Below are 25,327 nucleotides of genomic sequence, written 5' to 3' on the forward strand. Positions count from 1 at the left end.
CGAGCGGCTCAGCACACTTTCCCGCTCGCCGGAAAAGGCGCATCCTGAGGTCTCGCAAACCTAAGGAGGAAACCGGTCATGCGTGGGGCGGATGTCGTCAGGAAGCTGTATGATGCCTATGCAAAACGTGACATCGAGGGCGCGCTGGTCGACTGCGCCGATGATGTCGTCTTTCGTTGGATCGCCGATCCGGTGCAGTCGCGCTATGCCGGAGTGGCCCGCGGCAAGCAGGAGTTCCTTGCCAGGCTTGTGGCGCTGGACAGCGATTTCGAATACCGGCGCTTCGTCCCGGTTGAGATCATCGATGGCGGCGACAAGGTTGCGGCGCAGGTCGAGATCCATTTGACGCGCCGAACCACCGGTGACGAGTTTGTCTTGCGCACCGCCGATTTCTGGACGGTACGCGACGGCAAAATCATCGAACTGGTGGAATATTACGACACCGCTCTGGCCGCATCTGTCATCTGAGTCCAGTCCGTCGGACGGCACGCAGCTAAGCTTCCGGTTGGATGTGCGCTGACTTGGCGGTCGTCGCTCGATTCCCGGCAGGTGAGAAACGCCGTCTTCGATTGAATCCGGCCTTGCGGAAAAAAATCTGACGCTCTGTCGGATGATGATCGCCTGCCACGTCCTTGGGTTGCCGACACGGTGATGCCGGCGCCAATTGAGGAGAAAGCATCATGTCTATTCTGTCATCCATAGGTCACGCCGTGACCCGTTACTCGGCGGCTCGCGCCCGTTACCGCAGCGAACGCGCCATCCTTTCATTGCCGATCGAGCTGCGCAAAGATATTGGCTGGCCGGAAATCGTCGTCGACGCGCAAAACAGCCCGCGGATTCGCATCGAAGGTTGAAAGGTGCCAGTTGGCCGTGGCAGCAACGCGCCATTTCGGACCCGCGCCCGGCATTTGAAAAAACCATCGGCCGTGTAGGATCGTCGCCGTTTCGTTCGTCCTGTGGTTCGCAAAGGCAAACCAGAAGCAAAGAGGAGTATGACATGAATGACCAGCCGCAGACCCAGCCCGCCGCCAAAGTGCTTGGCGGGTTGACGCCCTACCTTCAGCTGGACGGCGCTTTCAAAGCCGCAGAATTTTACCAAAAGGCCTTCGGTGCCGAGCAGGTCTTTGCCTATCCGCCGGACGAACAGGGCCGCACCATGCATATCCATCTCTACATCAACGGTTCGACCCTGATGCTTTCCGACTTCTATCCCGAGCATGGAATGGCCGCTGTGAAGCCTCAGGGCTGCACCATGCAGCTCCATCTCGGCAGCGACGACATCGACGCCTGGTGGAAGCGGGCCATCGAGGCAGGCTGCGAGGAAGTCGTGCCGTTGCAGGTGATGTTCTGGGGCGACCGCTGGGGCAATATGCGTGATCCGTTCGGCGTCGAATGGGCGATGAACGCACCGGTGAAGAAGGCTTAGCACATTCTTCCTTCGCCCTTTGCGGGAGGAGGAAAAACCTACCCAGGAGGAAATCCAATGTCTTATGTCGATGGTTTCGTACTTGCCGTGCCGAAGGCAAAGCTCGATGCCTACAAGAAGCTGGCGGAAACCGCCGGCAGCGTCTGGAAGGAGCATGGCGCGCTTGCCTATGTCGAATGCGTCGGCGACGACGTGCCCTATGGCGAGATCACCTCGTTCCCGCGCGCCGTGCAGGCCAAGGACGACGAGATCGTCATCTTCTCATGGATCGTCTATGAATCCAGGCAGAGCCGCGACGCAGTGATGGCCAAGGTGATGGCCGATGAGCGCCTGAAGGCCGACTGGTCGACCATGCCGTTCGACGGCAAGCGCATGATCTTCGGCGGCTTTCAGCCGTTTATGGAGCTTTAGATGCATGTCGCGCAAAAGTGTGCAGCGGTTTTGCGATAACGACATGCATAAACAGGAATCTAAAGCGCGTCGCATGAGGCCGATCGAGCGCGACGCGCTTTAGGCGCAGCGGCGCTCTAAGCCAGCCTGTCGAGCAGCGGCTTCAGCCGGTCGCCATAGCGCTTCCACAGATCGACCGAGCCCTGATACATCGGCTGGCGTACCTGCGCGGCGGACGCCGTGCGCACCGGCCGGTCGGTCTGGTGGAACGACAACACGGCATCGTCCCACGGCAGGCCGAGATGGGCGATCAGCGCCCGCGACTGGGCTTCCTGGTCGGCGACGAAATCCTCATAGCGAACGTCGTGCACGACCTCAGGCAGCACGGCGTGCCAGTGCGCCATGATATCGGTGTAGAGATTGTGGAAATCGGCGAGTTCGCCGAGATCGTAGCCGTAGCGATGGCTGTCGCCGCGGAAGTGCACCTTGTAGATCGACAGGCAGGTCGCCGCCGCATCGCGCGCGCAATGGATGATCTTGGCCTGCGGCAGCATCATGTGGATGAAACCGATCAACAGGAAATTGCCGGGCATCTTGTCTGTGACGTGCCGAAAACCTGGATAGCGGGTGTGCAGCATGTCGAGATAGGCCTGGCCGGCCTCGGCATAGGCCTTGTCGGGCATGTCGGCGATGCCCCAGGGAAAGCCGCCCTTCATGCTGAGCGGAAACTGCTTGCCGACCGCCGTCTTCAATATGCTGAGCTCGCCCGCGCCATAGACCTGCGGATGGCTGGCGATGATCTGCTCGACCAGCGTGGTGCCGGAACGCGGCATGCCGACAACGAAGATCGGCGTGTCGTCGGCGATCCCGCTCGGCCTGTGCCTTTCAAAAAAGGCCTTGTCGAACACCGCCTTCATCGCCTCGAACTCGCCGCGCGTCTTGCCGGCGTCGTAGTCGATGCCCTGGCGGCGGATCGCGTTGCCTTCGGCGAAATAGTCGAAGGCGCGGCCATACTCCCTGAGGTCGTCATTGGCCTTGCCGAGGCCGAAGGAAAGCTGCATGCGCGCCAGGCTGCCTTGCGGCGCCTTGGCGTGCTCCGCCTCCATGCGGGCAAGCTCGGCGTCGCGCTCCTTCTGGCGCTTGACCTGGGTGAGCATCAGCCAGGCCCTGGCCATGCCGGGGTCCACCGCCAGCGCCTGCCTGAAAAGATCGGCAGCCTCGTCGAGATTGCCCTTTTCCATCAGCCCGACACCCAGGCCGTGCAAAAGATCGGCATCCTTCGGCCGGATCGTCAGCGCCTCGCGAAAAACAGCCAGTGCCTCATCCAGCCGGCCCGCTTCCTGCAGCGTTTCGGCAAGCCCGACGCGGGCGCGGACATGGAACGGGTTGCGGCCGATCGTGCCGCGATAAATATCTTCGGCGCCTTCGAACTGGCCGAGCTGCTTCAGCGACGAGCCGAGATTGTCACGCGCCGCCAGCTGGTCCGGCCGAATCGCCACCACCTTGCGGAAGAGATCGGCGGCGGCCGCTACCCGGCCGAGGTCGCGCAGCACGGTGCCGAGATTGTTGAGGAAATCCGGATTGCTCGGCTGCAGACGCACCGATTGTTCGATCAGCGCCAGCCCCTCGGCGCTGCGCCCGGTCTGGTGCAGCAGAAGCCCGAGGAAATGCGCAGCAGCCGGGTGGTTGGCCTTTTGCGCCAGCACCTGTCGGTAAAGCGCCTCGGCTTCCTGCCGGCGCCCCGTCTGGTGCAATTGCAGCGCCTGCTGCACGTGCTGGTCGAGCCCCAGCGGCGGCTGTCCGCCTGAGCCGTAACGTGCGCCTGCCGGTTGTCTCGGATCTCTGTTGATGGGAAACCTGCCGTGTTGTCCGCCTGCCGCGATCTAGGCCATCGCTGCGGCACGTGCAAGAGCAGACGGCGGTCGCTACGAAGCAAACCTCCGAACTCGGGGAGCTTACCGAAAGTCTGCCGGCGTCAGCACATACATGTTCTTGCGGCCGTGCGAGTAGGCTTGGCGCGCAATATCGTGGATCGACGAACGCTTGGCGTCAAAGGCGCTGAGAAATTCGGCCTCGGCTCCGCTTGCAGCCGGGTTGGCCGCCGAAAGTGCCGCAACCTCGACAAAGAACGGGACTTCGAACATGCCGTCATGGCCGACGAAACGAATGCGCTTGGCCGCCGCGTCATAGGAGCGGCTGGGATTGGGAAAATTGAGCGTCATGGCTTGCGCGTCAAATCAGGCGATTGCTTTCGGCAAGCTGGCGCGCCCGCCGCGCCGTTCCGTCAGTGTCGGCAATCCTTCGCCTTGCCGCCTCGTCGCTTCTTATCGTGAGGCGCGGCGACAAGACCTTTATCGGCTTGGTGACGGGACTAACTGCAACTGTCGGGACATCCGGTGTTCTTTCGGAGTTCATGACTCTCTTCCTTTCATACCTAAATAAATACAAATGCCGGAGGAATTTTTCCGGAAGTTCTTCAAACAATTTTTGAGGTGCACCGGGACCGTATCATCGTTCTGCAGATAACTATAGAAAAGTAATTTTAGGTTGGTAGGGGTAAGAGGCCGAAAACTTCTTGAATAAGCCGTATTTTCAGACTAATGGTATAAAACCGTTTTGGGTCATGCTTGGCCCTGCGGCGTCAGGGTTCTCGGCCCGCCAAACTTATCCAAATCGCCGACACCTGGTACCGCAATGCAGGCTCCGCTTCCGGAGCAGGCCGGAAAGAAACTTCAACGCACGAGAACTTCAAGGCACAAGCGAGAACTTCGAGGCACAAGAATGTCTGCCCGCACCACCCATTCCATCGCGCATTTCGCGGCACCTTTCGTGCTTGGCGGGCTGGATGGCGTGCAGCCGGCCGGCGACTATGACATCGACCACGACGAAGAACTGATCGACGGCATGTCGTGGCCTGCATGGCGCCGTGTCGCCACTTTCATCCATCTGCCGGCAAGGACGGTGAAAAGCGCGACCAGCCAGCTTGTCGCCGTCGACCATGCCGAGCTCGAGGCAGCGCTTCAGCACGACCAGGAGAATGTCACATGATCCGCTTCCAGCAGAGTGCGCGGCGCACGGACACGCCGGCGCATATCTTCACCGTCGGCCAGACCGTCCGCATGAAGAGCCGCACCGGCCTTGCCCAAAAGACCGCGGAGCTGTTCCAGATCAAGAGCCGGTTGCCGGTCAAGGACGGCTCGCCGCAATACCGCATCCGCAGCGAGCTGGAGACCTATGAGCGGGTCACCACGGAAGACAATCTCGAACCGGTCGACAACCCGGCCAGTTGAGCCGAAAGCAATCCGCAACACGTATAAGGGATCAGAAAATGGCCAAGGGTCAACAGCGCAGCAATCGCGAGACACGCAAGCCCAAGAAGGACAAGGTGGCGGCAAAACCGGCCTCGCCCTTCGGCTCGGCGGTCAAGCAGGCGGAGACCGCTGTGAAACCCAAGTCCAAAGGCTAGGGTTCGATCGCACGACAATCTGCCTGGAGGCGTGCTTGAACTTCGTCATCGAGTTCTACCGCTCGCGCGATGCCGACGAAGCGATACTCGATCGAGTGTCGCTGGAGGCACCGAACCTGCGCGCCGCCCTGCAAGGCGCCGCCACGCTACTTCACACGCTGATGATGCCGCAGATCCCCGATCGCCTGCGCATCTCCAACGAGGACGGCGCCGAGCTCTACGTCGGCCCCGCCGATGGTGCCTATCCGGACGAACAGTGAGGCCAGTGCGCTAGCACGGCCCGTCATCGACGACGCGATAATCCGCGGCGCGGGCTTCGCATTCGTTGGGGAATGTGCGCAGTTCGCCATGGCGACGGGCACAGACCGGGCGGTATTCGCGGGTGCAGAATGTCTGTTCCTCACCGCCACCACCACCGCCGCGGCACTCGCCCTCGCGAATGATGCGGTATCCGGCCCGTTCGGCAAGGCAGGCATTGGCGAAGGTCTGGCGGTCGCCGCCGCGCCGGGCACAGACCGGGTCATATTGCCTAGTGCAGAATTGCGGCCCCGGCCGTGGCGGGCGCGGCCCCGGCCCCTCATCCACCACGACGGTGCAGGCTGCGAGAATTGCCGACAGGAACAGGATGGAAAAAACCTGCCGCGAAAAGATTGCCGCAAGAAGCCGCATGACTGTTCCCCCCCTCGAAACTCCTGCCTGCACAAATGGTGCCTGCGTCCGGCCGATCCTCGTCATTCCGCTGCCAAATGCAACCCCTGTTTGCAACCGGCGGCATGACGAACCCGGGCGGTATGCCGGCGCAAGCCAAAACAGCACCTGCCCCGCTTGCTGGACCATGCCTGGGTGAAGTCTGGCCGATGACCGCGCGGAGAACCGGGACTATCGGTGCGATGCGTCGGGATGCGCCTGTTGGGCCGCCCGCGGCTCTATCTTGCAAGCATCACGTTTCCGTGCGATAAATTTTGTGTTCGGGCATTTGCGACCCGGAGAGCGGAACGTTTTGGACGACCTTTCCCCGATACTGTGAATCTCTGACAGCCCCGTTTTCGGCGGGGGGTTTTACCATGCGCCAATGCATGACTGCCGAAGCAACCACCGGGACTTGCCCACGGCGCCAGGCGGCGGGCGGAACCACCAAGACTGACACGGGTGAAGGAGTTTCCCCAATGGCCCAGACCGGCACCGTTAAATTCTTCAACGCTACCAAAGGCTTCGGCTTCATCACGCCCGATGGCGGCGCCAAGGATGTGTTCGTCCACATCTCGGCGATCGAGGCTTCCGGGCTGCGCACGCTCGTCGACGGTCAGAAGGTCACCTTCGATGTCGAGCCCGACCGTATGGGCAAGGGTCCGAAAGCGGTCAATCTCCGCGCTGCCTGAAACAACAGCGTGCCGCGCGTCCTTTCGGGGTGTGAGGATGCTGCAAGGCTTTTGGAGTGAACTTGAATTCTGTAAAGGCGCGGCGGTCTTCGCCGCGCCTTTTGTGTTCTAGGATGCTTGCAGACGCCCGCAAAACTTTCTCTTGCCGATGGCACTAAAATAAAGGACAAATTTCCGTCCGGGCATTTGCCGGCCCGAGACTGGACTTGTGGGATCAAAGGAGCTTCCCATGCCGCAGACCGGCACCGTCAAATTCTTCAATCACGCCAAGGGCTTCGGCTTCATCACGCCGGACGACGGGGCAAAGGATGTCTTCGTCCATATTTCGGCCGTGCAGGCGTCGGGTCTTCCCGGTCTCGAGGATGGGCAGAAAGTGACATTCGACACCGAGCCGGACAAGCGCGGCAAGGGTCCGAAAGCCGTCAACCTGTCGATCGGCTGAACCAGCCCTGGACAGAATGGACGTGGGCCGGTCTGGCCTGCGGTGTTTGCGGCACGCTTGAACCGCCCAGTTAGATGAACCGCCTGGTCAAATTTCGTTCAGCCCCCGTTCAGCCACGGTCGCATATCAATCTTCGTTAAAGCCGGACCGCATCCCCCGAAAACGACCCGGGCCGGCACGAAGGAGACCGACATGAACCGAATTTTCAAGACTGCCATCCTGTCCGCTGCGGTCGTTGCGACCACGCTTGCGACCTTGCCCGCGGCCAGTGCCGATGAATGGCGCCATCACCGCCGTCACCACGGCCACGGCGACGCCGTTGCGGCCGGCGTCCTCGGCCTTGCGGCAGGTGCCCTGATCGGCGGTGCGCTCGCCAGTCCGCAGCCCCGCTATTACGACCCGGCCTATGATGATGAATACTACCGGCCTGCCCCGGTGCGCCGTTATTACGTGCAGCCGCGAGTGGCCTATGCCGAAAGCTATGCGGAGCCCTGGACCCGCGGCTGGTACGAATACTGCTCGGACCGCTACCGGAGCTTCAACGCGCGTACCGGCACGTTCACCGGCTATGACGGCGAACAGCATTTCTGCACCGCCAATTAACGGAGGCAGTTTCCTATCGGAAAAAAGCGCGGTCACACAGGCCGCGCTTTTTGTTTCCGGCAAGCGGTTTCAGATCAGGAACGGATTGCTCCGCCGCTCCTCACCAAAACGGCCGCCGGGACCATGGCCGCAGATGAAGCCGATGTCGTCGCCCAACGGCAAAAGCTTCTCCTTAATCGAGGCGATCAGCGCGGCGTGGTCGCCGCCCGGCAGATCGGTGCGGCCGACCGAACCGCGGAACAGCACGTCGCCGACATGGGCGAACTTCGCGGCCCGGTTATAGTAGACGACATGGCCGGGTGCGTGGCCTGGACAATGGAGCACCTCGAACACGTGTGAGCCGAACGAAACGGTCTCGCCTTCGGCAAGGAACCGGTCAGGGACACAGTTGCGCACGGGATCGGTGATGCCATAGCGCTTTGCCTGGTTCTCGAGATTGGCGAGCAGCGGCCGGTCGGCGGCATGCGGGCCGATGATCTCGATACCGAGCGCCTCCTTCAGTTCCATGGCCCCGCCGGCATGGTCGATATGGCCATGCGTAATCCAGATCGCGCCGGCAGTGATTGCATTGTCCTCGAGCGCCGCCAGCACCTTGTCGATGTCACCGCCCGGATCGACGACAACGCCTTGTCTGTCGTCCATGTCGAAGAGGATGGTGCAGTTCTGCTGGAACGGCGTGACCGGCACGATGCCGGCGTTGAGCTGACCCATATTCGTCCTTTCACGCTGTCGGAGCGCTGCGCGTCCCCTCGAACGCGTCAGGAAAGCTCTAACCTTGAACTAGGCCCTGATGTAGAGACACACGCGAACGGCGTCCACCGCTCCCACAAACGGCAAACGAAATGGGCGGCCGAAGCCGCCCATTTGAAAAGCCTGAAACGTCGAAGCTTATTTCTTCATCGCGTTCATGACTGCACCGATGATGCCGGTCAGGATGGCGCCGCCGCCGGCACCGCCAACGATATTTGAAATGTTCAACGCGCTGCCGGCCCCTGCCGCCATGGCGGCTGCTGCCGGATCGACCGCGCCACCCAGCAGACTGTTGAGGATGGCCGCACCGCCGACGCCGCCGACAGCGCCGCCCAGGATTTTGGTAAGCTGCCCCATCGCCGCAGTCTTGATAGCCGCACCCACCGCCTGACCACCGATGATGCCCGTAATCACCTGAATAATGATCGGAAGAAGCGTGTTCATATCCATATTTCCAGTCCCTCCATAGCTGCCAGCCTCCCAGGCCGACGCCATCATGAGACGCCGAATTGAATGAAAGTCAAATGCGCAAACGCTTAAATAAAAGGGGCGGCCCGAAAACCGCCCCTACTTGATAAAAAACCTGTGACTTTCGTTATTCTGCAGCAATCGCGTGCTTGGGTTGAACCGCCGCAGAATAGTCGTTCATCAATGTCTTGGCGATATCGCCGACCTCGAATCGGTAGGGACCGATCTCCGAAACCGGTGTCACCTCGGCCGCCGTCCCGGTGAGGAAGCACTGCTGGAAGCCTTCAAGCTCCTCCGGCATGATGGCGCGCTCGATCACCTCCAAACCGCGGTCCTTGGCAAGGCCGATGACCGTGCGGCGGGTGATGCCGTCGAGGAAGCAATCAGGCTTGGGCGTATGGATCTTGCCGTCCTTGACGAAGAAGATGTTGGCGCCTGTCGCTTCCGCCACCTGGCCACGCCAGTCGAGCATCATGGCGTCGGCATAGCCCTTGGCCTCGGCGGCATGCTTGGACATGGTGCAGATCATGTAGAGGCCGGCCGCCTTCGATTTCGACGGTGCGGTGCGCGGGTCGGGGCGGCGCCATTCGGCCATGTCGAGGCGGATGCCCTTGAGCTTCTGCGCCGGGTCGAAATAGCTCGGCCACTGCCAGATGGCGATGGCGCAGTTGATCCGGCTGTTCTGTGCGGAAACGCCCATCTGTTCGCTGCCGCGCCATGCGATCGGCCGGACATAGGCGTCCTGGAAACCTTGCTTCTTCAACAGCGTGCGGCAGGCGTCGTCGATCTCGGCGACCGAGTAGGGTATCTTGAAGCCAAGCAGGCGCGCCGATTCATGCAGGCGTTCGGTGTGGTCGGTCAGCTTGAAAATTTCGCCGCCATAAGCGCGCTCGCCCTCGAATACCGCACTGGCGTAGTGCAGCCCGTGGGTCAAGACGTGGATCTTGGCGTCGGCCCATTTGACGAATTCGCCGTTCATCCAGATAAAGCCGTCCAGTTGGTCGAAGGGAACGGATGCCATGGTAACCTCCCGCGGGCGGCAGCCCGCACATCATTGTGTCGTTGCGTGTTTCGCCTCGGCCGCTGCGGGCGGCCATTGTCTCAAAGCGTAGGCGGATATTTAAGGTCTGGCAAACTCAGGAAGTTCCGGAAAAAACGGCTTCGCTTGCCTTTTCGTTCGCAATCCGCCGAAAAGCTTGCCAAAAATTACCATCGCGCGGAAAATACGTCAATAGTGCTGACATAATTTCCTGCTTCACACGGAGAAAATTTCCTGCTTCACACGGAGAAAAGATGACGAGCCACGCAGCCGCAGAGCCGATCAGGACGGCGATCACCGACGAGGACGGCATCGATTTCGCCATCATCGAGTTGTTCTTCTTCGCCTATCGCGACTTTACCTCCGATCCGGACCAGATCCTGGCCGATTACGGTTTTGGCCGCGCCCATCATCGGGTGTTGCATTTCGTCAATCGCCGGCCCGGGCTGACGGTCGCCGAACTCCTCGACGTGCTCAAGATTACCAAGCAGAGCCTGGCGCGCGTGCTCAAACAACTGATCGACACCGACCATATCGTGCAATTGCAGGGCCCTCGCGACCGCCGCCAGCGCGAGCTTTATCCTACGGCCAAGGGCCGTGCGCTGGCGCTGGCACTGGCGCGGCCACAGTCGCGCCGCATCCATGCTGCATTGGAAGATTCCGGAGCCACCGAACGCGCCGTCATCGAACGGTTCCTTGAAGCGATGGTCAATCCGGAACTAAGGGCGCAGATCGACATTGTGCCCGCAAAGATGTCAGGGAAAAGCCATGGAGACCATTGAGAGGGTTGATCATCCGACAGCACCGGAAGACGACGCGCCGCATCTGCTGGTGGTCGACGACGACACCCGAATCCGCAATCTTCTGAAACAATATCTGACCGAAAACGGCTTTCGCGTTACCGTCGCCGGAAATTCCGGCGAGGCCCGGCGCAAGCTCGCCGGCCTCGATTTCGATCTGATCGTGCTCGACGTCATGATGCCGGGTGAAAGCGGCGTCGATCTCACCAAGGCGCTGCGGGCGGAGAAAAACGTGCCGATCCTGATGCTCACCGCACTGTCCGAAACCGACAGCCGGATCACCGGGCTCGAGGCCGGCGCCGACGACTATCTGCCAAAACCGTTCGACCCGCGCGAGCTGATCCTGCGCATCAACAATATCCTGCGCCGCGGCGGCCCCGCGACGACGCCCAAGGTCGAACAGCTGGTCTTCGGCCCCTATACGTTCCAGATCGCCAGGCGTGAGCTGAAGCGCGGCGGCGAGGCTCTCAAGCTGACGGACCGCGAGCAGGAAATCCTGGCGATCTTCGCTGCGCGCGCCGGCGAGACGATACCGCGGCATGAGCTTGTCGGCGACGAGTCCGAGGTCGGCGAGCGCACGATCGATGTCCAGATCAACCGGCTGCGCCGCAAGATCGAACGCGATCCGTCCAATCCGGTCTGGCTGCAGACTGTGCGCGGTATTGGGTATCGGCTCAGCGTGGAATAGAATGCCGCCGACAGCGGTCCTTTGCCGGGCCGCCGGTGAGCGAAAAGACGAATGGCGACCACGCAACTCGAACGGCCGGAAGATGGCGGCTTGAGCGCCCGCGCGACGCGGGCGCTCAAGGCCGTGCCGCGCGCTTGGAACCGTTTCTGGCGCCTGGTGTCGCTTTACATGCCGAAGCGGCTCTATGCCCGCTCGCTGATCATCGTCATCGCGCCGATGATCATGCTGCAGTCGGTCGTCGCCTTTGTCTTCATGGAGCGCCACTGGCAGACCGTAACGCAGCGCCTGTCGCAGGCCACGGTGCGCGACATCGCCGCCATCATCGACCTGATAGAGACCTATCCGCACGACGCCGATTACGCCAACGTCATCCGTATCGCCCAGGATCGCATGCAACTGAAGGTCGACCTCCTACCGCCCGACCCGCTGCCGCCACCCGGGCCAAAGCCGTTCTTCTCGATCCTCGACGAGATCCTTTCGTCCGAGATCACTCGCCAGATCAACCGTCCGTTCTGGATCGATACGGTCGGCAATTCCAATATCGTCGAGGTCCGCGTCCAACTTGAGAACAAGGTGCTGCGGGTCTTCGTGCGCCGCAGCCAGGCCTATGCGTCGAACACCCATATTTTCCTGATCTGGATGGTCGGCACCTCACTGGTGCTGCTGATGATTGCCATTCCTTTCCTGCGCAACCAGATCCGGCCAATTCTAACGCTGGCCGAGGCGGCCGAGAGCTTCGGCAAAGGCCGGCCGATGCCGCGCGATTTTCGCCCGCGCGGCGCCGAGGAAGTCCGCCGCGCCGGCTTTGCCTTCATCCAGATGCGCGAACGCATCGAACGCCAGCTCGAGCAGCGCACGGCCATGCTGAGCGGCGTCAGCCACGATCTGAGGACCATCCTCACCCGCTTCAAGCTGCAATTGGCACTGGCCGGGACCAAGGCGGCCGACACCCAGGCACTCGACCAGGACATCGACGACATGCAGTCGATGCTGGAAGGCTATCTTGCCTTTGCACGCGGCGAAGCGTCGGAAGACGCCGGCCAGTTCGATCTCGAAGCCTTCTTCGACAAGCTTCGCGAGGAAGCCACGCTGCGCAAGCGCAAGCTATCGACCGTGCTTGTCGGCGATCCGCACGTCCATGTGCGCCCCAATGCCTTTGCCCGGCTGCTGTCCAACGTCGTCGGCAATGCATTCCGCTATGCCAAGACGGTGGAGATCAATGCCAATCATGGACGCGGTTCGCTGCTCGTCACCATCGACGATGACGGTCCGGGCATTCCGCCCGAAAAGCGGGAGGATGTATTCAAGCCTTTCGTGCGGTTGGACGAGGCCCGCAACCTCGACGCCAGCGGCACCGGCCTTGGCCTCTCCATCGCACGCGACATTGCCCGCAGCCATGGCGGCGACATCGTCCTCGAGCGCAGCCCGCTCGGCGGCCTGAGGGCGGTGATCAAGGTTCCGGCTTGACGGCAGCGAGACCCGGCCGTTCATCGGCCCGTCATGAAACCATGGTGAAGAGCACCAATGAAGCGCGCGATCCTGATTGATTCGGCCCTGCGGCCTCATTTCGACCCCGCGCCTGTCCGGGTGCGCCGGTGCGAGGCCAGAGCTGCGGCGTGGTCGCCGTTCAGGCATCGCGGCGAGGCAATCAAGCTCTCCGCCAAGGGACCGCCATGCGCATCCTGATGGTCACCGACGCCTGGCGCCCGCAAGTCAACGGCGTCGTCCACACGCTGGAGCGCCTCTCGGAGACGCTGAAATCCTTCGATGTCGAGACGGACTTCCTGACGCCGAACATCTTTCGCACCCTGCCGCTGCCGACCTATCCGGACATCAGGCTGGCGCTGACGACTCCTCACCGCGTGGCGCAGCTGATCGAGGCACGCAAGGTGGACCACATCCATATCGTCACCGAAGGACCGCTCGGCATTATGGCCCGGCGCTACTGCCGTAACGCCGGCCGCCCCTTCACGACCAGCTATCACACACGTTTTCCGGAATATCTGAGCGCGCGCCTGCCGGTGCCTGAAGCATGGGCCTATCGCTGGCTGCGCGATTTCCACAATTCAGGACAGGGCACGCTGGTCGCCACCCAGTCGCTCGCCGACGATCTTGCGGCGCGCGGCTTCACCAAGCTCCGGCCATGGACGCGCGGCGTCGACACAGATCATTTTCGACCGGATAAAAGAAAGGACCTGGGATTTCCCGGACCGATCTTCCTCTGCGTCGGCCGCGTCGCGATCGAAAAGAACCTGCCGGCCTTTCTCGACCTCGACCTGCCCGGCAGCAAGGTGGTCGTAGGCGAAGGGCCGGAATTGGCGAAGCTGAAGGCCAGATATCCCGATGCCCATTTCCTCGGCCATCGCCCGAACGACGAACTGGCCGAGATCTACGCCTCGGCCGATGCTTTCGTCTTCCCCAGCCGCACCGACACATTCGGCAACGTCATCATCGAGGCGCTGGCCAGCGGCACGCCGGTCGCAGCCTATCCCGTCACCGGACCGATCGATATTGTGGGTGACGGCATCGGCGGCGCGGTATCAGACGACCTGCGGCAAGCAGCGCTCGCCGCCCTTCACGTCGACCGCGCCGCGGCGCGGCAACGTGCTATGCGCTACAGCTGGAAGGCCTGCGCGGAAATGTTCATGGAAACGGTCGAAGAGGCGCTGGGTACCACGCGTAAACTGGCTGCCTGAGCAACAGCGCAGTTAGAACAGCTTGCCGCCGTCCGGCACCTTGCGCTCGATCGCACCAAGGACGACGGCACCCTCGTCATCGGGAAAGCCGAGCGTCAGCACTTCCGACATGAATGATCCGATCTGACGCGGCGGGAAATTGACCACAGCGAACACCTGCCGGCCGATCAGGGTTTCGGGCGTATAGTATTTCGTGATCTGGGCCGAGGATTTCTTCACCCCGATCACGGGACCGAAATCGATTTTCAACTTGATCGCCGGCTTGCGCGCCTCGGGAAAAGGCTCGGCCTCGACGATCGTGCCGGCGCGGATGTCGACGCGGTCGAAATCGGCAAAGGTGATCTCGGGTTTTCGCGCGTTGCTCAAACTCATCGACTGTCACGCGTTTCCGTAGGTTTCGAACAGCACGCCGGCCAACGCATCCTTGGCCGAAGTCCCCGACCAGACGACGAACTGGAACGCCTGGAAATAGCATTCGCAGGCCTCCAGCGCCGACGACAGCAGCACCTCGACCTGCTGGCTCGACGGCTCGACCCCACCGGCCAGCAGCAGCGACTGGCGGAACATGATGGCGCCTTCCTGCTCCCAGAGATCGAAATGGCCAAACAGCATCTGTTCGTTGATCAGCGAAAGCAGCCGCATCACCTCGAGCGCGCGCGCCTCAGGCACCTTGATGTCGAAAGCGCAAGCCAGGTGCAGCGCCTCGTAGTCCTCCATCCAGGAGAATGAAACGTGGTAGTCGGTCCAGCTTCCGGCAACCGAGATCGAGATCTCGTCGTCGCCGGCCCGCTCGAAGGACCAATCGTTGTTGTGCGCCACCTGCTCGATAACATCCACCGGATGGATTTCGCGGGAGAATTCGAGTTCGAGAAGTTCCATGAAATGCTTCCTGTCGTTCTGGGAGCGCCACCACACGCTCCGCGGGAGAGGCACACTCGAACAATTCTGCCTAGAACTCGGACGGCCAGGACTTCGTCAACGCAAAGACCCCGGACCGGACCCCACCGCCCGGCGCATGACCCTGCTCCGAATCATGCAACAAATTCAGTCTATTGATCGGGAGTCGCGTGACCAGCCCAATTTTTCGCACTGCGTCATTCGCATGTGGAAAGGCGCTGTCACAAAGATCCACGCAGTACCGGTAAGCGATTCACGACAAAGCGCTTTTTGCGATCCGGCTTTGTGGAAAAGTTTACGATTTATTTCTTATTATTTTTTTGCACGCGGCTTTGCCGCCGCCGCAGGCGCTACTTGACCGGTCAATTCGGCAAGCCTGGCCTCGAGCGCCTCGATGCGAGCGGCGAGGCGGGTGTTTTCTTCCCTGGCCTTCGCCGCCATGTCGCGAGCGGCCTCGAATTCCTCGCGCTGCACCACGTCCATGGAGTTGAGTATGCGCTCGGCCTGGCCCCTGAAGGCAGTCTCCACCTCGCGCCGCACGCCTTGCGCGGCACCGGCTGCGTCGGTCATCAGCTTGGCGAATTCATCGAGAATGCGGTTCGGTCCGGTCGCCATGGCAAATCCTCGCTTGGTCGAATTGACGTAGTGGCGCACGATGCGGAATGCAAGCACACGCTTGCCTTGACCCTGCCAAAACCCTGCCGCATGGTCCGCGCCCGAACCTGATCGGAACCGGGAGACCCTGTTGAGCGAATATTTGCTGCCGCTGGCTGCCCTGCCCTTCCCCAACATCGATCCGGTCATCGTCCGGATCGGACCGCTGGCGGTGCATTGGTACGGCGTCGGCTACATCGTCGGCATTCTGTTCGCCTGGTGGTATGCCAAGCGCCTCGTCACCAACCCAAAACTGTGGCCAGACGGCACCCTGCCGATGAAGCCCGTCGACCTCGACGACTTCATCGTCTGGGCAGCCATCGGTGTGGTGCTCGGCGGACGCACCGGCTACGTGCTGTTCTACGATCTGCCGCGCTACATTGCCAATCCGCTCGATATCGTCGCCGTCTGGCAGGGCGGGATGTCGTTTCATGGCGGCCTGCTCGGCGTCATTCTTGCAATGACGCTGTTTTCCCGGTCTCGCGGCATCCGCACATGGTCGCTGTTCGACGTGGTTGCCGCCGGCGTGCCGGTGGGGCTTGGCCTCGTTCGCCTGGCAAACTTCATCAATTCCGAACTGTGGGGCCGGCCGACCGACGTTCCATGGGCATTCGAATTCCCCAATGGCGGCCCATTTGCACGCCATCCAAGCCAGATCTACGAAGCGCTGCTCGAAGGGCTGGTGTTGTTCCTTATCCTGCGCTTCCTCACCCATTCGCGGCTCAAGCTGAAGACGCCGCGTTTCGTCGGCGGCGCCTTCATCGCCGGCTATGGCGCCTCGCGCATCTTCGTCGAATTCTTTCGCGAGCCCGACCAGCAGCTTGGCTACCTCCTTGGCACGAGCTGGCTGACCATGGGAATGGTGCTGTCGCTGCCGATGGTGCTGGCCGGCATCTGGGCGATGGCTACAGCCAAGCCGGTGACAAAACCGCAGCCGGCATGACGCGGCTGAAAACCCGCATCGCCGAGCTGATCGGTGCGGTGGGACCGATCCCCATCAGCGAATATATGGCGCTCTGCCTGTTCGATCCGCAGGACGGCTATTATACGACACGCGAGCCGTTCGGCGCCGCCGGGGACTTCGTCACCGCACCGGAGATCAGCCAGATGTTTGGCGAGCTGGTCGCCGTTTGGCTCTACCAGGCGTGGCTGGCGATCGGCCGGCCGACGCCGGTCGCCATCGCCGAAATAGGCCCCGGCCGCGGCACGCTGATGAGAGATATGCTGCGCACGCTTTCGCGGCTCGATCCGACGCTTACCGCCAGTGCATCGTTCGCTTTGATCGAGACCAGTCCGCGGTTGACCGAGGTCCAGAAACGGACACTTGCCGGGACGTCGGCCACCATCGCCTGGCATGAGGCCGTTGACACACTAGCGCAGGGGCCGCTTCTGATTGTTGGCAACGAGCTGTTTGACGCGGTGCCTATCCGCCAGTTCGTCCGCGCTGGAGCCGGCTGGCGCGAACGGATGATCGGTCTCGACGACACGAACCGGCTGCGCTTTTTCGTCGGCGCCGGCTCGCTCGACCCGATGCTGCTGCCGGAGGGTGCCGAGAATGCGCCGCAAGGTGCCATCGTCGAGGTGGCGCCAGCCCGCGCTGCCCTGATGGCGGCCATCGCCGGGCGACTTGCCGGATTTGGCGGCGCCGGCCTGTTTCTCGACTACGGTCACTTCCAGCCCGGGATCGGCGACACCTTGCAGGCCTTGCGCAAGCACGGTCATGAGGACGTGCTGGCCAATCCGGGGCAGGCCGATCTCACCGCCCATGTCGATTTCGCTGCCCTCGCGGCAACCGTTCGGGCACACGGCCTCGATGCCCACCTCTCAACGCAAGGTGAATTCCTGCTCAAGGTGGGGCTTCTCGAACGGGCTGGCCGGCTCGGCGCCAATGCCGATGAGGCAGCTCGCGAAAAGATCGCGGCCGACGTCGAGCGCCTCGCCGGCCCGCTGGCCATGGGCGAACTCTTTAAGGTGCTTGCGGTCCTCCCCGCCGGCATTGCCGTTCCGCCGTTTCCAAGCACGGATTGACTTTTCGCTGCCGCCTCTCCCACTCTCCCATCTCCGGCTAGCGCCCGACATCAACTGCGCCAGCCTTAACTGACCAGCTTTCAAGTGCGCCCGTCTTCAACTCGCCGGTCTTCAACTCACCCGTTTTCAACTCGCCCGTCTTCAACTCGCTTGACGAAATCGCCCATACGGACAACAAAGCCGCCATGCTGAATCAGACCAAACCGGATCCCGTTCGGTCGCCCTTGCTGGAAACGGCGCAAGGCATCCGCCACGGCTACTTCACACGCGTCGGCGGCATTTCCAGCGGCATCTACCGGGGCCTCAACATCGGCACCGGCTCGAACGACGACCAGACGCTGGTGCGCGAGAATCGCCGCCGGGTCGCCGAATGGATGGGCGTGCCTGCAAACCATCTGCTGAGCGCTCACCAGGTTCATTCGCCGGACGTTGTCATTGCCAGGGAGGTTTTTGCCGGCGAGCGGCCCAAGGCCGACGCCATTGTCACCGACCGGCCGGGCATTGCCGTCGGTGCCTCGACCGCCGATTGCGGACCGGTCCTCTTCGCCGACGCCGAGGCGCGCATTATCGGCGCCGCCCATGCCGGCTGGAAAGGCGCTTTCACCGGCGTGCTGGAAAACACCATCGCGGCAATGGAAAGCCTCGGCGCCCGGCGCGACCGCATCGTCGCAGTGCTCGGTCCGTCGATCGGCCCACGGAATTACGAAGTCGGACCGGAATTCGTCGCCCGCTTCGTCGACGCCGATGCCGGCAATGCTCGCTATTTCGCGCCCTCCGCAAATGCCGGACACGCGATGTTCGACCTCAACCGCTACACGGTCGACCGGCTGACCAAGGCTGGCGTCAACGCCGAAGGGCTCGATCGCTGCACCTATGCCGAGGAAGAGCTTTTCTACTCCTATCGGCGCAGCACGCATCGCAACGAGCCCGACTACGGGCGGCAGGTTTCGGCAATCGTTTTGGAGGCTGACTGATGGCGCTGCATTTCGAACGCTCGGAATTCGACGCGCGGCGCGATCGACTGATGATCGAGATCGCCGAAAAGAAGCTCGACGCCGTCCTGCTGTTTGCCCAGGAAAGCATGTATTGGCTGACCGGCTACGACACCTTCGGCTTCTGCTTTTTCCAGTGCCTGGTGGTCAAGGCCGACGGCTCGATGGTGCTGCTGACGCGTTCGGCCGACTTGCGCCAGGCGCGCCACACCTCGATCATCGACAACATCGTTTTGTGGACGGACCGCAACGGCGCCAACCCGGCGGTCGACCTGCGCAATCTGCTCAACGAGCTTGACCTGCTCGGCGCCCGCATCGGCGTCGAATACGACACCCACGGCCTGACGGCCTATAATGGCCGGCGCCTCGACGAGCAGTTGCAGACCTTCGGGCAGATCGCGGATGCCTCCGGCATTGTCAGCCGGCTGCGGCTGTTCAAGAGCCCGGCCGAAATCGCCAAGGCGGAAAAAGCCGCCAATCTGGCCGACGACGCGCTGGACGCAGCACTGCCGCTGATCAAGCAGGGCGGCGATGAGGCGCTGATCCTGGCCGCCATGCAAGGTGCGATCTTTGCCGGCGGCGGCGATTATCCGGCCAACGAGTTCATCATCGGCTCCGGCGTCGACGCCCTGCTTTGCCGCTACAAGGCCGGTCGCCGCAAGCTCACCAAGAACGACCAGCTGACGCTCGAATGGGCCGGTGTCTTCCACCACTACCATGCGGCAATGATGCGCACGGTGTTGACCGGCAAGGTATCGAAACGCCACCAGGAATTGTTCGATGCCGCCCGCGCCGCGCTACTTGCAGTCGAGAAGGCGATGACACCCGGTAACACGTTCGGCGACGTGTTCGACGCCCATGCCCGCACGCTCGAGGCCCACAATTTAACCAAGCACCGGCTCAATGCCTGCGGCTATTCGCTCGGCGCCCGCTTCACCCCGTCCTGGATGGATATGCCGATGTTCTATCAGGGCAATCCCGAACCGATCGCGCCGAACATGACGCTGTTCGCCCATATGATCATCATGGACTCCGAAACCGAAACCGCGATGACGCTTGGCCGCACCTATCTGACCACCGAATCCCAGCCGAAGCCGCTGTCCCGCCATGATCTCGACTTGATCGTGCAGTGAATCCATAATGGAAAGAGTGTGAGGGGCGTTCGTCGCCAAGGAGTTTTCAGGCTAATGAGACGATCGCATGTGACGACCGTGTCATTGCTCGTGGGGCTGGCACTGGTGGCCTGCACCAATGCGAAGGACGTTCTCGAACCCTCGGCCATTGCCCCGCAATCGACGCAATCGCTCTCCGGAGCCGGAGCTGCCGCAACACCCCCCTCAACTCCGGCTCAGCCTGCCGGCACCGCGCAAACTGCAGGTACAGCGCAGCCTTCCGCTGCAGCAGCCGTGCCGCCCGCCAAAAGCGCGGCTGCCATTGCGCGGACCCGGCTGCAGGTGGCGCCGATCGTCGGCGCCTCGGTAGAAGCCGCGACACCGCTGACCGCCGAGCTTCAGACACGCGCCAGGCAGCGCGGCATCACCTTGGCCGGCAGCACCGACCAGACCCCAACGCATGTGCTCAAGGGCTATTTCTCGACCATGACGGAAGGCAAGGACACCACCGTCATCTACGTCTGGGACATCTATGACCCGGCCGGCAACCGGCTGCATCGCATCAATGGCCAGCAGAAGGCGCCGTCCGTCGGTGGCGGTGAAGGCTGGGCGGCGGTTGCGCCGGCGACCATGCAGGCCATTGCCGACCAGACAATCGACCAGTTCGCCACCTGGCTTGGCGGTGGCGCCGGCTGACCTGGAGCATGATTCCAAAAGTGGAATCCGGTTTTCGGAAAAGACCATGCTCAAACACAAAGATAGCGCCAGCCCGATTCCGCCGGCATGGAACTGGCTCTATCGCCGCATGCTCAAGCCGTAAGCGTTTATTGAGATTAGCCGGCGGATTCCCATTCACGACGCTTGCAATACCGGCGCGGGCCGCTAAAAGCCCGACTAAGAGGCTGGAGTGCTATCGGAGTCTCTCAATCCTTCGCCAGGAACGGTGCATGAAGCTCTTCGCGGGCAATTCCAACAGGGTGCTGGCCGAATCAGTCGCCCGCTACCTCAACATTCCGCTGGGCAAGGCCAGCGTCAGGCGCTTCGCTGACCAGGAAATCTTCGTCGAGATCCAGGAGAATGTGCGCGGCGAGGACGTCTTCATCCTGCAGTCCACCTCGTTCCCGACCAACGATCATCTGATGGAACTGCTCATCATGATTGATGCCTTCATGCGCTCCTCGGCCAAGCGCATCACTGCGGTTATTCCTTATTTCGGCTATGCCAGGCAGGATCGCCGTGCCTCTGGCCGCACACCGATCTCGGCCAAGCTGGTCGCCAACATGATCACGAGGGCGGGCGTCGACCGGGTGCTGACCCTGGATCTCCATGCCGGCCAGATTCAAGGCTTCTTCGACATCCCGACCGACAATCTGTTTTCCGTGCCGGTCATGGCCCGCGACGTGAAGGCGAAATACAAGCAGCTTGCCAATGTCATGGTGGTGTCGCCGGATGTCGGCGGCGTGGTCCGCGCCCGCGCACTCGCCAAGCGCATCGACGCCCAGCTTGCCATCGTCGACAAGCGCCGCGAGCGCCCCGGCGAATCGGAAGTCATGAACGTCATCGGTGACGTGCGCGGCAAGGATTGCCTGTTGATCGACGACATCATCGATTCGGGCGGCACGCTGTGCAATGCGGCCGATGCGCTGCTTGCCGACGGCGCCACCAGTGTCACCGCCTATACTACCCATGGCGTTTTGTCCGGCGGCGCCATCGCCCGCATCGGCGCCTCGAAACTGCAGGAACTGGTCATCACCGATTCCATCCAGCCGACCCAGGCAGTGCTGGACGCCGCCAATATCCGCGTCATCTCCATCGCCGAACTGATGGGCGAGGCGATCTCGCGCACGGCGACCGAGGAATCGGTGTCGAGCCTGTTCGATTAATGCGTGTCGCGCAAAAGTGTGCAGCGGTTTTGCGATAACGACGTGCATAAAAACAAGAACGCAAAGCGCGTCGCATGAGGCCGGCCGAACGCGACGCCCTTTAAGGCTGCGACTCGGGCCGAGCCGGACCGCTTATTCGTCGCACACCTTCGCCAGCATCACGGGCGCCGCGCATATAACCGCGCGGCGAGGCTCCCAGCATGCGCTTGAACATGGTGATGAACGCCGGCACGCTGTCATAGCCGAGATCAAGCGCCACCCTCGTGATCGGCTCGCCGTCGGCCAGCCGTGGCAGCGCCGCGAACAGGCAGGCCTGTTGACGCCAGGTCGACAGCGACAATCCGGTCTGGCGGTGGAACGCGCGGGTGAAAGAGCGGCGGCTCATGCCGACGATAGCGGCCCACTCGTCGATCGTCGCATGCGGTGACGGTGCCGAGACGAAGCGCCGGCACAGCGCTGCCAGCCTTGCGTCGGACGGCAACGGCAGTCCGAGTGGCCGTTCCGGCAGGTTCGGGATTTCGTGCAGCAGGAGCTTCATGATCAGCCCACCCCGCCCCTCCAGCTCGGCGCCCTGCGGCAGCTTTTCCGATTCCACGATCAGGCTGTGCATCAGGTCAGTGATGCCGACGACGCGCAAACCGTCCGGCAGGCCAGGAATGGCCTCCGGCATCACATAGACGGACCGCATGCTGACGTCGCCCAGCATCTCGACGGAATGTTCGGTGCCGGCGGGGATCCACATCGCGTGGTCCGGAGGCACCATCCAGCGCCCATGCCGCGTTGTTACCAGCACGACCCCGACCAGCGCGTGCAGCAACTGGCTGCGGCTGTGATGGTGCCGTGGCACGTGATAGCCGTCCGGATATTCGGTCGGCAACGCCACTGCCGGCCCTACGGCCTGCTCCAGCCATTGCCAGCGACGCTCATGCAACAGCCCGAGATCAGCGTCGCCCGCTCTGAACATTTCCCTGCCATGCGGCATCAGCTATGGCCCACTTGCGAAACTATTGGACCAAACCACGAAAGAAGTCGCGTGACAAGCAACGTATAAGGCAGCCGGCACATAAGACCGACTGCGGGAGCGCCCGCCAAAAAGACCACGGAGCCTGCCTTGACCGACACCACAGCAACCGCCGACGCCAAGCCGGCAGCGGCCAGCCACATTTCAGCTCAGGCGACGGCCTTCACCGTCATCCTGGCGGTGAGCTTCTGCCATTGCATCAACGACATCATGCAGTCGTTGCTGTCGGCGATCTATCCGCTGCTGAAGGACAATTACGGTCTCGATTTCTGGCAGATCGGCCTTTTGACTTTCACCTTCCAGGTGACGGCATCCCTGCTGCAGCCTGTGATCGGCATGATCACCGACAAGCGGCCGATGCCCTATTCGCTGCCTTACGGCATGGCGTCTTCGTTGATCGGGCTGGTCGTGCTGGCCTATGCCGGACATTACACGCTGCTCCTCATCGGTGCCTCGCTGATCGGCATCGGCTCGGCGATCTTCCATCCGGAATCCTCGCGCATCGCCCGCTTCGCCTCCGGCGGCCGGTTCGGTCTTGCACAGTCGCTGTTCCAGGTCGGCGGCAATTTCGGCCAGGCGATGGGGCCGCTGCTGGCAGCCTTCATCGTCGTGCCCTTCGGCCAGACCAGCATCGCGTGGTTTGCCGGCGGCTCGTTGATCGGCATCATCGTGCTGTGGCAGGTCGGCGGCTGGTACAGCCGGCTGCGCGCCGCAATCGGCAACCGCAAGGCGGCAAGCTTCGTTTCGTCCTTCCCACGCCGCAAGGTGATGGGCGCGCTGCTGGTGCTTACCTTGCTGGTGCTGACCAAGAACGCCTACATCGCCAGCCTGTCCAGCTACTACACCTTCTATGCCATCCATAAATTCGGCGTTTCGGTGCAGATGTCGCAGGTCATGCTGTTCCTGTTCCTCGGCGCCTCGGCCCTTGGCATCCTGCTCGGCGGCCCGTTCGGCGACCGCTACGGACAGAAAGCGATGATCTGGTTTTCGATCGTCGGCGTGCTGCCCTTCACGCTGGCCTTGCCCTACGCCAATTTCGAGTGGACGATGGTGCTGACCGTGCTGATCGGGCTGATCCTGTCCTCGGCGTTCTCGAACATCGTCGTCTTCGCCCAGGAACTGGTGCCCGGCCGGGTCGGCATGATCGCCGGCATCTTCTTCGGCTTCGCCTTCGGCATGGGCGGCATCGCGGCCGCCGTGCTTGGCGTCGTCGCCGACATGAAAGGCATCGATTTCGTCTTCCAGGTCTGCTCGTATTTGCCGCTACTCGGGCTACTGACGGTCCTCCTGCCTAACATGAAGGAAGCGAGGAAGGTGGAGGCGGCGGCCAGCTAAAAATCAGTTCATCTTTCGGAATTGATACGAGGGCGCGGCAGTTGCCGCGCCCTCGATGATTCCTTCACCATACGCCGGGTGAAAAGCCTGTTAGAGAGGGTCACCCCTGAAGGCAAAATTTTGGTCAGCAACGCCTTCAAGTTGAACATACCGGGCTCAGCCCTGATGCTGCGCAGCGCTCCGCGCCAGGAAAGGCAATTCGCTTATGTCCAGACTAAAAGGCAAGGTCGCATTGATTACCGGCGGTACCAGCGGCATCGGCCTGGTGACGGCGCGACGTTTCATCGAGGAAGGTGCGCGCGTCGCTATCACCGGAACCAATGCGAGCCGTCTCGAGGAGGCGCGCACCATCCTCGGCAGTGATGTGCTTGTCATTGCCGCCGACGCCGGAGATGCTGCTGCCCAGAACGACATAGCACGGCGGATCGAGGAAACCTTCGGCAAGCTCGACGCTCTCTTCCTCAATGCCGGTATCGCCGACCTGCGCCCGCTTGGCGACTGGACCGAGGCCGCGTTTGACAGGAGCATCGATGTCGACCTCAAGGGGCCGTACTTCCTGGTCAAGGCGCTCGTTCCGCTGTTTTCGAACCCGTCGTCGATCATCCTCAGCGGCTCGGTCAACACACATATGGGAATGGCTGGAACGCACGTCTATGCGCTGGCCAAGGCCGGCATGATTTCGCTCGCCCGGACGCTCTCGGGCGAACTGATAGAACGCGGTATTCGCGCCAATGTGATCAGCCCGGGTCCGATCGACACGCCGCTCAACGACAAACTTGGGCTGGACCCCGAAGCGGCGAAGGCGCGCGCGAAAGCTGTGGTCGGCCTAGTGCCTGCCCGTCGTTTCGGAACCGCCGAGGAAATTGCCAACGCAGTGGTCTTTCTTGCTTCGGACGAATGCCCGTTCATGGTCGGTGCGGAAATGCTGATCGATGGCGGCTTGAGCATCGCCTGACATCGACACGACCTGACACAAGAACACCCGCCAGATGGCGGGTGTTTTTTTGTTACGTTCTGAAAGGCCTTACGCCCTGAAGAAGGCCAGCAGGTCGGCGTTGATGACATCGGCATGGGTGTCGCCATGCCACGGGGGAAACCCTTGTAGACCTTGCCTGCCATGACTTGCACCCCGCTCCGCCTTCCGCTATAGAGCCGCCACCCGCGTAGACACCCTTGGAGGCAACGCGGCGGAAGGCCGCCTTCCCGCATGATCCCGAAAAGTGGATTCCGGTTTTCGGACCAGGTCATGCGTTAGCTA

The 25,327-nt window shown here is 62.1% G+C and carries 34 protein-coding genes and 1 pseudogene; 23 read left to right on the plus strand and 12 right to left on the minus strand.

Annotated elements, in window-relative coordinates; translation table 11 throughout:
* Positions 1 to 78 precede the first annotated feature (78 nt).
* The 4 genes from NKI95_RS00365 (at position 79) to NKI95_RS00380 (ending at position 1,837) form a co-directional block, all read left to right on the plus strand.
* Positions 79 to 468, plus strand: a complete 390-nt coding sequence (locus NKI95_RS00365; protein WP_352713106.1) for a nuclear transport factor 2 family protein — start codon at positions 79 to 81, stop codon at positions 466 to 468.
* 212 nt (positions 469 to 680) lie between these two features.
* Entirely contained in the window at positions 681 to 854 is a 174-nt protein-coding gene (locus tag NKI95_RS00370) for a hypothetical protein (RefSeq protein WP_023719167.1), read from the plus strand.
* 143 nt (positions 855 to 997) lie between these two features.
* Positions 998 to 1,426, plus strand: coding sequence for a VOC family protein (locus NKI95_RS00375; protein ID WP_352713109.1), 429 nt, complete (start codon positions 998 to 1,000; stop codon positions 1,424 to 1,426).
* 57 nt (positions 1,427 to 1,483) lie between these two features.
* Positions 1,484 to 1,837 (plus strand): DUF1428 domain-containing protein, encoded by a 354-nt coding sequence (locus NKI95_RS00380; RefSeq protein ID WP_352713111.1) that lies wholly within the window; start codon positions 1,484 to 1,486, stop codon positions 1,835 to 1,837.
* A gap of 116 nt (positions 1,838 to 1,953) precedes the next feature.
* Here the strand turns inward: NKI95_RS00380 and NKI95_RS00385 are convergent, their stop codons facing one another.
* The 3 genes from NKI95_RS00385 to NKI95_RS00395 form a co-directional block, all read right to left on the minus strand.
* Positions 1,954 to 3,588, minus strand: coding sequence for a tetratricopeptide repeat-containing sulfotransferase family protein (locus tag NKI95_RS00385; RefSeq protein WP_352713113.1), 1,635 nt, complete (start codon positions 3,586 to 3,588; stop codon positions 1,954 to 1,956).
* 183 nt (positions 3,589 to 3,771) lie between these two features.
* The gene (locus tag NKI95_RS00390) at positions 3,772 to 4,038 is read right to left on the minus strand and encodes a DUF1488 family protein (RefSeq protein WP_352713115.1); all 267 of its coding nucleotides are present in this window, start codon (positions 4,036 to 4,038) and stop codon (positions 3,772 to 3,774) included.
* 10 nt (positions 4,039 to 4,048) lie between these two features.
* Positions 4,049 to 4,231, minus strand: coding sequence for a hypothetical protein (locus NKI95_RS00395; protein ID WP_352664703.1), 183 nt, complete (start codon positions 4,229 to 4,231; stop codon positions 4,049 to 4,051).
* A 366-nt stretch (positions 4,232 to 4,597) separates the two neighbouring features.
* On the opposite strand from NKI95_RS00395, the gene NKI95_RS00400 reads away from it, so the two are divergent.
* From NKI95_RS00400 to NKI95_RS00415, 4 genes are read left to right on the plus strand one after another with little or no spacing between them, the layout of a single operon-like run.
* Positions 4,598 to 4,864, plus strand: a complete 267-nt coding sequence (locus tag NKI95_RS00400) for a hypothetical protein (RefSeq protein WP_352713118.1) — start codon at positions 4,598 to 4,600, stop codon at positions 4,862 to 4,864.
* On the plus strand, positions 4,861 to 5,106 hold the full coding sequence (locus tag NKI95_RS00405; RefSeq protein WP_292661264.1) for a hypothetical protein: 246 nt from the start codon (positions 4,861 to 4,863) through the stop codon (positions 5,104 to 5,106). Before NKI95_RS00400 ends, NKI95_RS00405 begins: the two co-directional genes overlap by 4 nt.
* Positions 5,107 to 5,144: 38 nt before the next feature.
* The gene (locus NKI95_RS00410) at positions 5,145 to 5,282 is read left to right on the plus strand and encodes a hypothetical protein (protein ID WP_023719175.1); all 138 of its coding nucleotides are present in this window, start codon (positions 5,145 to 5,147) and stop codon (positions 5,280 to 5,282) included.
* A gap of 35 nt (positions 5,283 to 5,317) precedes the next feature.
* Complete coding sequence (locus NKI95_RS00415) at positions 5,318 to 5,542, plus strand: hypothetical protein (RefSeq protein ID WP_292661267.1); 225 nt, start codon at positions 5,318 to 5,320, stop codon at positions 5,540 to 5,542.
* A gap of 10 nt (positions 5,543 to 5,552) precedes the next feature.
* On the opposite strand, the gene NKI95_RS00420 is transcribed toward NKI95_RS00415, so the two are convergent.
* The gene (locus tag NKI95_RS00420) at positions 5,553 to 5,951 is read right to left on the minus strand and encodes a Kazal-type serine protease inhibitor family protein (protein ID WP_352713120.1); all 399 of its coding nucleotides are present in this window, start codon (positions 5,949 to 5,951) and stop codon (positions 5,553 to 5,555) included.
* A 497-nt stretch (positions 5,952 to 6,448) separates the two neighbouring features.
* Between NKI95_RS00420 and NKI95_RS00425 the strand changes: the two genes are divergently transcribed.
* From NKI95_RS00425 to NKI95_RS00435, 3 genes are all read left to right on the plus strand, one after another.
* Positions 6,449 to 6,661 carry a cold-shock protein gene (locus tag NKI95_RS00425; protein WP_006202520.1) on the plus strand — a complete coding sequence of 71 codons (213 nt, stop codon included), beginning with the start codon at positions 6,449 to 6,451 and terminating at the stop codon, positions 6,659 to 6,661.
* Between the two features lie 229 nt (positions 6,662 to 6,890).
* Complete coding sequence (locus tag NKI95_RS00430) at positions 6,891 to 7,103, plus strand: cold-shock protein (RefSeq protein ID WP_006202521.1); 213 nt, start codon at positions 6,891 to 6,893, stop codon at positions 7,101 to 7,103.
* A 192-nt stretch (positions 7,104 to 7,295) separates the two neighbouring features.
* A complete protein-coding gene (locus tag NKI95_RS00435; protein WP_352713124.1) occupies positions 7,296 to 7,706 on the plus strand; it encodes a BA14K family protein in 411 nt (136 codons plus the stop codon).
* Between the two features lie 69 nt (positions 7,707 to 7,775).
* Here the strand turns inward: NKI95_RS00435 and NKI95_RS00440 are convergent, their stop codons facing one another.
* The 3 genes from NKI95_RS00440 to NKI95_RS00450 form a co-directional block, all read right to left on the minus strand.
* On the minus strand, positions 7,776 to 8,417 hold the full coding sequence (locus NKI95_RS00440; protein ID WP_352713127.1) for an MBL fold metallo-hydrolase: 642 nt from the start codon (positions 8,415 to 8,417) through the stop codon (positions 7,776 to 7,778).
* Positions 8,418 to 8,594: 177 nt separating this feature from the next.
* The gene (locus NKI95_RS00445; protein ID WP_352713129.1) at positions 8,595 to 8,906 is read right to left on the minus strand and encodes a hypothetical protein; all 312 of its coding nucleotides are present in this window, start codon (positions 8,904 to 8,906) and stop codon (positions 8,595 to 8,597) included.
* A gap of 145 nt (positions 8,907 to 9,051) precedes the next feature.
* Complete coding sequence (locus NKI95_RS00450) at positions 9,052 to 9,945, minus strand: branched-chain amino acid aminotransferase (RefSeq protein WP_352469168.1); 894 nt, start codon at positions 9,943 to 9,945, stop codon at positions 9,052 to 9,054.
* Positions 9,946 to 10,217: 272 nt separating this feature from the next.
* On the opposite strand from NKI95_RS00450, the gene NKI95_RS00455 reads away from it, so the two are divergent.
* The 4 genes from NKI95_RS00455 to NKI95_RS00470 all read left to right on the plus strand — a co-directional run bounded on the left by NKI95_RS00455 (position 10,218) and on the right by NKI95_RS00470 (position 14,147).
* The gene (locus NKI95_RS00455; protein ID WP_023719182.1) at positions 10,218 to 10,745 is read left to right on the plus strand and encodes a MarR family winged helix-turn-helix transcriptional regulator; all 528 of its coding nucleotides are present in this window, start codon (positions 10,218 to 10,220) and stop codon (positions 10,743 to 10,745) included.
* Positions 10,732 to 11,451 carry a response regulator gene (locus tag NKI95_RS00460; protein WP_023678415.1) on the plus strand — a complete coding sequence of 240 codons (720 nt, stop codon included), beginning with the start codon at positions 10,732 to 10,734 and terminating at the stop codon, positions 11,449 to 11,451. The genes NKI95_RS00455 and NKI95_RS00460 overlap by 14 nt, the downstream gene beginning before the upstream one ends.
* Positions 11,452 to 11,502: 51 nt before the next feature.
* A complete protein-coding gene (locus tag NKI95_RS00465) occupies positions 11,503 to 12,918 on the plus strand; it encodes an ATP-binding protein (RefSeq protein WP_352713132.1) in 1,416 nt (471 codons plus the stop codon).
* A gap of 206 nt (positions 12,919 to 13,124) precedes the next feature.
* Positions 13,125 to 14,147 carry a glycosyltransferase family 4 protein gene (locus tag NKI95_RS00470; protein WP_352713134.1) on the plus strand — a complete coding sequence of 341 codons (1,023 nt, stop codon included), beginning with the start codon at positions 13,125 to 13,127 and terminating at the stop codon, positions 14,145 to 14,147.
* 12 nt (positions 14,148 to 14,159) lie between these two features.
* Here the strand turns inward: NKI95_RS00470 and NKI95_RS00475 are convergent, their stop codons facing one another.
* The 3 genes from NKI95_RS00475 to NKI95_RS00485 form a co-directional block, all read right to left on the minus strand.
* On the minus strand, positions 14,160 to 14,519 hold the full coding sequence (locus tag NKI95_RS00475; protein WP_352713136.1) for a tRNA-binding protein: 360 nt from the start codon (positions 14,517 to 14,519) through the stop codon (positions 14,160 to 14,162).
* A 6-nt stretch (positions 14,520 to 14,525) separates the two neighbouring features.
* Positions 14,526 to 15,026, minus strand: a complete 501-nt coding sequence (locus tag NKI95_RS00480; RefSeq protein ID WP_023678420.1) for a type III secretion system chaperone family protein — start codon at positions 15,024 to 15,026, stop codon at positions 14,526 to 14,528.
* Between the two features lie 330 nt (positions 15,027 to 15,356).
* A complete protein-coding gene (locus tag NKI95_RS00485) occupies positions 15,357 to 15,659 on the minus strand; it encodes an accessory factor UbiK family protein (protein WP_352469177.1) in 303 nt (100 codons plus the stop codon).
* A 130-nt stretch (positions 15,660 to 15,789) separates the two neighbouring features.
* Here NKI95_RS00485 and lgt point away from each other — a divergent pair, with 130 nt between their 5' ends.
* From lgt to NKI95_RS00515, 6 genes are all read left to right on the plus strand, one after another.
* Positions 15,790 to 16,641: a prolipoprotein diacylglyceryl transferase gene (gene lgt / locus NKI95_RS00490; protein WP_352713138.1), complete on the plus strand. Its 852-nt coding sequence runs from the start codon at positions 15,790 to 15,792 to the stop codon at positions 16,639 to 16,641.
* On the plus strand, positions 16,638 to 17,726 hold the full coding sequence (locus NKI95_RS00495; protein ID WP_352713140.1) for a class I SAM-dependent methyltransferase: 1,089 nt from the start codon (positions 16,638 to 16,640) through the stop codon (positions 17,724 to 17,726). The genes lgt and NKI95_RS00495 overlap by 4 nt, the downstream gene beginning before the upstream one ends.
* 185 nt (positions 17,727 to 17,911) lie before the next feature.
* Positions 17,912 to 18,700 (plus strand): peptidoglycan editing factor PgeF, encoded by a 789-nt coding sequence (gene pgeF, locus NKI95_RS00500; protein ID WP_352713141.1) that lies wholly within the window; start codon positions 17,912 to 17,914, stop codon positions 18,698 to 18,700.
* Positions 18,700 to 19,851 carry a M24 family metallopeptidase gene (locus NKI95_RS00505; protein ID WP_023678425.1) on the plus strand — a complete coding sequence of 384 codons (1,152 nt, stop codon included), beginning with the start codon at positions 18,700 to 18,702 and terminating at the stop codon, positions 19,849 to 19,851. Before pgeF ends, NKI95_RS00505 begins: the two co-directional genes overlap by 1 nt.
* Before the next feature lie 54 nt (positions 19,852 to 19,905).
* A complete protein-coding gene (locus NKI95_RS00510; RefSeq protein ID WP_352713143.1) occupies positions 19,906 to 20,526 on the plus strand; it encodes a hypothetical protein in 621 nt (206 codons plus the stop codon).
* A 251-nt stretch (positions 20,527 to 20,777) separates the two neighbouring features.
* On the plus strand, positions 20,778 to 21,713 hold the full coding sequence (locus tag NKI95_RS00515) for a ribose-phosphate pyrophosphokinase (RefSeq protein ID WP_254819191.1): 936 nt from the start codon (positions 20,778 to 20,780) through the stop codon (positions 21,711 to 21,713).
* Between the two features lie 100 nt (positions 21,714 to 21,813).
* Here the strand turns inward: NKI95_RS00515 and NKI95_RS00520 are convergent, their stop codons facing one another.
* Positions 21,814 to 22,695 (minus strand): AraC family transcriptional regulator, encoded by an 882-nt coding sequence (locus NKI95_RS00520; protein ID WP_352713146.1) that lies wholly within the window; start codon positions 22,693 to 22,695, stop codon positions 21,814 to 21,816.
* Between the two features lie 129 nt (positions 22,696 to 22,824).
* Between NKI95_RS00520 and NKI95_RS00525 the strand changes: the two genes are divergently transcribed.
* Together NKI95_RS00525 and NKI95_RS00530 are read left to right on the plus strand one after the other, a co-directional pair.
* Positions 22,825 to 24,069, plus strand: a complete 1,245-nt coding sequence (locus NKI95_RS00525; protein WP_352713149.1) for an MFS transporter — start codon at positions 22,825 to 22,827, stop codon at positions 24,067 to 24,069.
* A gap of 205 nt (positions 24,070 to 24,274) precedes the next feature.
* Entirely contained in the window at positions 24,275 to 25,024 is a 750-nt protein-coding gene (locus NKI95_RS00530; protein ID WP_352713152.1) for an SDR family oxidoreductase, read from the plus strand.
* 69 nt (positions 25,025 to 25,093) lie between these two features.
* Here the strand turns inward: NKI95_RS00530 and NKI95_RS00535 are convergent.
* Positions 25,094 to 25,179 (minus strand): annotated as a pseudogene (locus NKI95_RS00535) (alpha/beta fold hydrolase); the annotation flags it as partial.
* Positions 25,180 to 25,327: the final 148 nt, after the last annotated feature.

The organism is Mesorhizobium sp. M0306 (genome assembly GCF_040321655.1).
GTDB lineage: Bacteria > Pseudomonadota > Alphaproteobacteria > Rhizobiales > Rhizobiaceae > Mesorhizobium.

Coding starts and splice junctions, on each gene's coding strand:
- NKI95_RS00505 (WP_023678425.1), top strand. CDS start 18,700: ATGGCGCTGCATTTCGAACGCTCGGAATTCGACGCGCGGCGCGATCGA.
- NKI95_RS00520 (WP_352713146.1), bottom strand. CDS start 22,695: ATGCCGCATGGCAGGGAAATGTTCAGAGCGGGCGACGCTGATCTCGGG.
- NKI95_RS00380 (WP_352713111.1), top strand. CDS start 1,484: ATGTCTTATGTCGATGGTTTCGTACTTGCCGTGCCGAAGGCAAAGCTC.
- NKI95_RS00395 (WP_352664703.1), bottom strand. CDS start 4,231: ATGAACTCCGAAAGAACACCGGATGTCCCGACAGTTGCAGTTAGTCCC.
- NKI95_RS00450 (WP_352469168.1), bottom strand. CDS start 9,945: ATGGCATCCGTTCCCTTCGACCAACTGGACGGCTTTATCTGGATGAAC.
- NKI95_RS00485 (WP_352469177.1), bottom strand. CDS start 15,659: ATGGCGACCGGACCGAACCGCATTCTCGATGAATTCGCCAAGCTGATG.
- NKI95_RS00370 (WP_023719167.1), top strand. CDS start 681: ATGTCTATTCTGTCATCCATAGGTCACGCCGTGACCCGTTACTCGGCG.
- NKI95_RS00400 (WP_352713118.1), top strand. CDS start 4,598: ATGTCTGCCCGCACCACCCATTCCATCGCGCATTTCGCGGCACCTTTC.
- NKI95_RS00470 (WP_352713134.1), top strand. CDS start 13,125: ATGCGCATCCTGATGGTCACCGACGCCTGGCGCCCGCAAGTCAACGGC.
- NKI95_RS00455 (WP_023719182.1), top strand. CDS start 10,218: ATGACGAGCCACGCAGCCGCAGAGCCGATCAGGACGGCGATCACCGAC.
- NKI95_RS00465 (WP_352713132.1), top strand. CDS start 11,503: ATGGCGACCACGCAACTCGAACGGCCGGAAGATGGCGGCTTGAGCGCC.
- NKI95_RS00460 (WP_023678415.1), top strand. CDS start 10,732: ATGGAGACCATTGAGAGGGTTGATCATCCGACAGCACCGGAAGACGAC.
- NKI95_RS00510 (WP_352713143.1), top strand. CDS start 19,906: ATGAGACGATCGCATGTGACGACCGTGTCATTGCTCGTGGGGCTGGCA.
- NKI95_RS00420 (WP_352713120.1), bottom strand. CDS start 5,951: ATGCGGCTTCTTGCGGCAATCTTTTCGCGGCAGGTTTTTTCCATCCTG.
- NKI95_RS00480 (WP_023678420.1), bottom strand. CDS start 15,026: ATGGAACTTCTCGAACTCGAATTCTCCCGCGAAATCCATCCGGTGGAT.
- NKI95_RS00495 (WP_352713140.1), top strand. CDS start 16,638: ATGACGCGGCTGAAAACCCGCATCGCCGAGCTGATCGGTGCGGTGGGA.
- NKI95_RS00515 (WP_254819191.1), top strand. CDS start 20,778: ATGAAGCTCTTCGCGGGCAATTCCAACAGGGTGCTGGCCGAATCAGTC.
- NKI95_RS00390 (WP_352713115.1), bottom strand. CDS start 4,038: ATGACGCTCAATTTTCCCAATCCCAGCCGCTCCTATGACGCGGCGGCC.
- NKI95_RS00425 (WP_006202520.1), top strand. CDS start 6,449: ATGGCCCAGACCGGCACCGTTAAATTCTTCAACGCTACCAAAGGCTTC.
- NKI95_RS00530 (WP_352713152.1), top strand. CDS start 24,275: ATGTCCAGACTAAAAGGCAAGGTCGCATTGATTACCGGCGGTACCAGC.
- NKI95_RS00440 (WP_352713127.1), bottom strand. CDS start 8,417: ATGGGTCAGCTCAACGCCGGCATCGTGCCGGTCACGCCGTTCCAGCAG.
- NKI95_RS00365 (WP_352713106.1), top strand. CDS start 79: ATGCGTGGGGCGGATGTCGTCAGGAAGCTGTATGATGCCTATGCAAAA.
- pgeF (WP_352713141.1), top strand. CDS start 17,912: ATGCTGAATCAGACCAAACCGGATCCCGTTCGGTCGCCCTTGCTGGAA.
- NKI95_RS00475 (WP_352713136.1), bottom strand. CDS start 14,519: ATGAGTTTGAGCAACGCGCGAAAACCCGAGATCACCTTTGCCGATTTC.
- NKI95_RS00405 (WP_292661264.1), top strand. CDS start 4,861: ATGATCCGCTTCCAGCAGAGTGCGCGGCGCACGGACACGCCGGCGCAT.
- NKI95_RS00445 (WP_352713129.1), bottom strand. CDS start 8,906: ATGGATATGAACACGCTTCTTCCGATCATTATTCAGGTGATTACGGGC.
- NKI95_RS00435 (WP_352713124.1), top strand. CDS start 7,296: ATGAACCGAATTTTCAAGACTGCCATCCTGTCCGCTGCGGTCGTTGCG.
- NKI95_RS00410 (WP_023719175.1), top strand. CDS start 5,145: ATGGCCAAGGGTCAACAGCGCAGCAATCGCGAGACACGCAAGCCCAAG.
- NKI95_RS00430 (WP_006202521.1), top strand. CDS start 6,891: ATGCCGCAGACCGGCACCGTCAAATTCTTCAATCACGCCAAGGGCTTC.
- NKI95_RS00375 (WP_352713109.1), top strand. CDS start 998: ATGAATGACCAGCCGCAGACCCAGCCCGCCGCCAAAGTGCTTGGCGGG.